This is a genomic window from Kitasatospora phosalacinea (assembly GCF_030268885.1).
GTDB classification, from domain to species: domain Bacteria; phylum Actinomycetota; class Actinomycetes; order Streptomycetales; family Streptomycetaceae; genus Kitasatospora; species Kitasatospora phosalacinea_C.
This window is the reverse complement of sequence record NZ_BSSA01000073.1, coordinates 1-3,643: the sequence shown is the minus strand read 5'-3', so window position 1 is coordinate 3,643 and position 3,643 is coordinate 1. Positions and strand designations below refer to the sequence as shown.

At 67.3% G+C, this 3,643-nt stretch carries 4 protein-coding genes and 2 pseudogenes; 2 read left to right on the top strand and 4 right to left on the bottom strand.

What is annotated here, in order from left to right:
• Window positions 1–73: 73 nt before the first annotated feature.
• Window positions 74–541 (bottom strand): annotated as a pseudogene (locus tag QSK52_RS38920) (transposase); the annotation flags it as partial.
• Window positions 542–736: 195 nt separating this feature from the next.
• Window positions 737–1,084 carry a hypothetical protein gene (locus QSK52_RS38915; protein ID WP_285741013.1) on the bottom strand — a complete coding sequence of 116 codons (348 nt, stop codon included), beginning with the start codon at window positions 1,082–1,084 and terminating at the stop codon, window positions 737–739.
• Between the two features lie 345 nt (window positions 1,085–1,429).
• Here QSK52_RS38915 and QSK52_RS38910 point away from each other — a divergent pair, with 345 nt between their 5' ends.
• Window positions 1,430–1,822, top strand: a complete 393-nt coding sequence (locus QSK52_RS38910) for a hypothetical protein (RefSeq protein ID WP_285741012.1) — start codon at window positions 1,430–1,432, stop codon at window positions 1,820–1,822.
• Between the two features lie 15 nt (window positions 1,823–1,837).
• Here QSK52_RS38910 and QSK52_RS38905 read toward each other — a convergent pair whose 3' ends face one another.
• The gene (locus tag QSK52_RS38905; RefSeq protein ID WP_285741015.1) at window positions 1,838–2,191 is read right to left on the bottom strand and encodes an ATP-binding protein; all 354 of its coding nucleotides are present in this window, start codon (window positions 2,189–2,191) and stop codon (window positions 1,838–1,840) included.
• Between the two features lie 57 nt (window positions 2,192–2,248).
• On the bottom strand, window positions 2,249–3,421 hold the full coding sequence (locus QSK52_RS38900; RefSeq protein WP_285741011.1) for an IS30 family transposase: 1,173 nt from the start codon (window positions 3,419–3,421) through the stop codon (window positions 2,249–2,251).
• 80 nt (window positions 3,422–3,501) lie between these two features.
• On the opposite strand from QSK52_RS38900, the pseudogene QSK52_RS38895 reads away from it, so the two are divergent.
• Window positions 3,502–3,643, top strand: a pseudogene (locus QSK52_RS38895) (IS5/IS1182 family transposase); the annotation flags it as partial.

Here is a 3,643-nt window from a genome sequence, read left to right as displayed (position 1 = left end):
ACCCGCCGCCGGCACTCCGCCAACGGCCACCTCAGCCCGAACGAATACGAACGCCGACGCCACACCGCTAAGCTCACGCTCGCCGCGTGACAACCAACCGCGTGTCCACCTTCACGGGCGAAGCCCCCACCTCGGGTCGGTACTGCAGCATCTTGAGCTTGCGCTTCACGGCCCGGGTGATCTGGCCCAGGTCGACCGCGACGAGGTTGCCGATGTCGCGCTTGACCAGCGACCACACGCCTTCCTGCGGGTTGAGGTCTGGGGCGTAGGTGGGCAGCTGGAACACGGTGAGCCACTCGGCGTTCGCTTCGATGAACTCCCGCATGCCGGCCGTCAGGTGCAGGCGGACGTTGTCCCAGACGAGCACGATCGGGCCGCCGAGCTGGATGCGGGCTCGGACGATCAGGTCGCGGAAGTCGCGCCAGCCGAAGCCTTTCGGCGTGTCCTTGCGGCCGCGGCACTCGCGGATCGCGTAGATCAGCCGGGACCGCTCGCCCGGCTTGTAACAGGCCATGCCCGCCATTGGTCTGGAGGACGAGCGGCATACCTCCGGCTGCACCGGAGCCCTCGGCCCGAAGACGGCGACGCACATCCGGCTGAAGGATGTTGTGGCGGCTCCTGACGGCTCTGGGCCGACCGCTGATCAGGTTCTTCGGCCTGCGCCACGACCGGCTGGCTGGCTGGCGAGATCGTCCATCAGTGACCGCCCGTCACCCGCCCGGCCGGTTCTCCCTGTTCACGCACCGATCAGCCGGGCCGCCTGCCGCGGGTCGCGCCACCCCTCGTTCTCGGCGACGACGTGGGTTCGCGCCCACTCCGGAACGCTCGACCGGCAGTAGTACTCGTACGAGCGGCATTGCTCGCACCACTCCCAGTACCGTCCCGTCCCGCACATTGCCACCCCGCGCTCCACCCAACGCCGTTCGGGCCCGTCGATGGTGAACGCCAGGTGCAGCGTCCCCGTCCCGCAGATCGGACAGCCGCCCTCGCGGGTCACCGCCTGCTCCTCGAGCATCGCGTTGCAGACGCTGCGCCACGCGGCGTGGTCGTCAGGCGCGTTCCAGGTGCCATTGCCGGGTGTCACCAGTGGTCCCTCATTCCTCGGCTGGACGCTTCGAGCCAGTTTCCGATGCCCCACGGGGTGCAGTCCATGGAGTATTCGTGCCCATGGAACTCCACGGTGCCGGGTGAAACCGGCCTCCCATTGGCCCTCAGCTCCGTCGTATGACAGCGAGATGGGTCCACCGCTCAAGCTACGTCGGTGTCCTGGCTGACAGCCTGGAGACGGTTCTTGAGGTGGTAGCCGTATCAACTTTGGCGCTCAGTCACTCGTACGAGATGGTGCATGTTGACTCGTACGCCGACAACCTCGGTTGGTTGTGACGGAAACTGCAGTGACGCGGGGCTGTGCTCGTGGAAGTCTTTGGGCATGCCTGAGCTGCGTGAACATCCCGAGGGTCCGGTCAGGCTGCTTGGTTTCTGGGGGTCGCCCGAGAACCAGGAGCTGCCGAACCCTGCTGATCTTGTCGATCCTGAGTGGGAGGAGGAGGAACGGCTGTCGGTCGCGGACTATCTGGATCACGGGCAGGTAGCCGGATACTGGATGGGCTCATCGAGATGTCGGCTGTGTTCACGCCTGAACGGGTCCCGTGACTTCACCGATGGCTACTACCTCTGGCCGGAAGGACTCTCCCACTACATTCTCGACCACGGAGTCAGGCTGCCGGCTGAGTTCATCGACCACATCGAACGGCGACGTAACGTCTTTGACGAACTGGACAGGGATGTCACGTGGTGGCGCGAGAACGCGGCCAGGACGTAGTCCCCGCGTCGTCGTTCAGTCGCGGCTGACGCGGTTCTCCTTGGCGAGGAGTTCGCGCCGCTGGCGGGTGCAGTAGGAGTCGCCGGTGAGAGTCAGGACGTCGGCATGGTGGACCAGCCGGTCGATCATCGCGGCCGCGACGACGTCGTCGGAAAACGTCTCTCCCCAGCCTCCGAAGGGCAGGTTCGAGGTCACCATCACCGAGCCCTGTTCATAGCGGGAGGCGATCAGCTGGAAGAACAGGTTCGCGGCGTCCTGGTCGAACGGGATGTAGCCCACCTCATCGACGATGATCAGCTTGTAGCGGCGGATCTTCTTCAACTCAGCGTCCAACCGCCCGGCCTGGTGGGCTGTCTGGAGCCGGTTGATCCAGTTGCTGGCGGTGTCGGACGGCGGATTCGCATGATCGTCGCAACGTTGCTGGTCTCATGCTGTCAGAGCGGCGGTGAAGACGTCCGCGGGGGTTCGCCAACCGAGGGTCTTTCGGGGGCGGTTGTTGGGGCGGTCCTCGATCAAACGGAGCTCGTCCAGGGTGTGGACGGACAGGTCCGTGCCCTCGGGTAGGTACTGCCGTAGCAGGCCGTTCGTGTTCTCGTTGGTGCCGCGCTGCCACGGGCTGGCCGGGTAGGCGAAGTAGATGCCGTCGCTGAACAGCGGGGCCAGCTCGTGGTGGCGGGCCATCTCGATGCCCTGGTCCCAGGTCAGCGTCAGCCGGGCCGCCTCGGGCAGCGTCTGCATGGCGGCCGTGATGGCGTCCCGGACCCTGGCGGAGTCGTGCCCGCCGGGCAGCGGGATCAGCCGAAGCAGGCGGCTGCGGCGGTCCACCAGGGTGGCCACCGCAGACCTGTTCCCGCGTCCGACGACCAGGTCGCCCTCCCAGTCGCCGACGCGATCGCGCTGGTCCACCACGGCCGGCCGATCGTGGATGAGGACGGCCGGCGTCTGGAACCGCGGAGCCCGTGCACTGCTGCTGCGGCGGCGCCTGCGCAGAGACCGGCCGGTCCGCAGCTTCTTCGTCAGCGTCCGGCTCAGCACGCCCTTGGCACCTTGGTAGAGCGCCCGGTAGATCGTCTCGTGGCACAGGTGCCGCTCGGGCTGGTCGGGCCACAGAACGCGCAAGTGGGCGGCGATCTGCTCGGGGCTCCACTCCAGGTGGAGCTTGGCCTGGACCTCCGCCCTCAGCGCGGCGTCGTTCTGCAGCTTCGGCCGATGTGGTCGGCTCCCGCGCTTGCGCGAGCGGTGGTGGGCCAGGTCGGCGGCGTAGATGCCGCGGTCGTGATCGAGGGTGTTGCGGCGCAGTTCCCGGCTCACGGTGGAAGGCGAGCGGTCCAGCCGGGCAGCGATCTTCCTTACCCCGAGCCCGTGTTCGCGCAGCGTCGCGATGCGCTTGCGTTCCAGCAGCGACAGGTAGCGGCCGGAGTGCACAGGCTCCGCCACCCGTTCCGGAGGCAGGCCCCCGTTCTCCGCGCGCCAGCGGTAACCGGTCTTCCGGCCGACCCCCACCAGCTTGCAGGCCTCGACCGTGCCCACCCCCGACTGCAGCAGGCGCCAGTACTCCGCCTCGATCTCCAGCCGCCGCTTCCGACCTCGTATGCCCATCAACACACCCACCATGATCAAGGAGTGCTGCGACAAGCCTTAGACCGTGTCCTACGTGGTGGTGGCTCGTTGATCGGGGCATGGGGCGGGGTACGTGGAGTTGGATTGTTCCGGACGGGTTGTGGGAGTTGGCCAGGCCGCTGATCCCGCCGGACCGGGTGCGGCCGCAGGGCGGCGGGACGCAGAACACGCCTGATGAGACGCTGTTCGCGGCGATCGTCT

Bases quoted from the DNA above. Each gene is read 5' to 3' on its own strand.
- QSK52_RS38910 (WP_285741012.1), top strand. From the start codon at position 1,430: ATGCCTGAGCTGCGTGAACATCCCGAGGGTCCGGTCAGGCTGCTTGGT.
- QSK52_RS38900 (WP_285741011.1), bottom strand. From the start codon at position 3,421: ATGGGCATACGAGGTCGGAAGCGGCGGCTGGAGATCGAGGCGGAGTAC.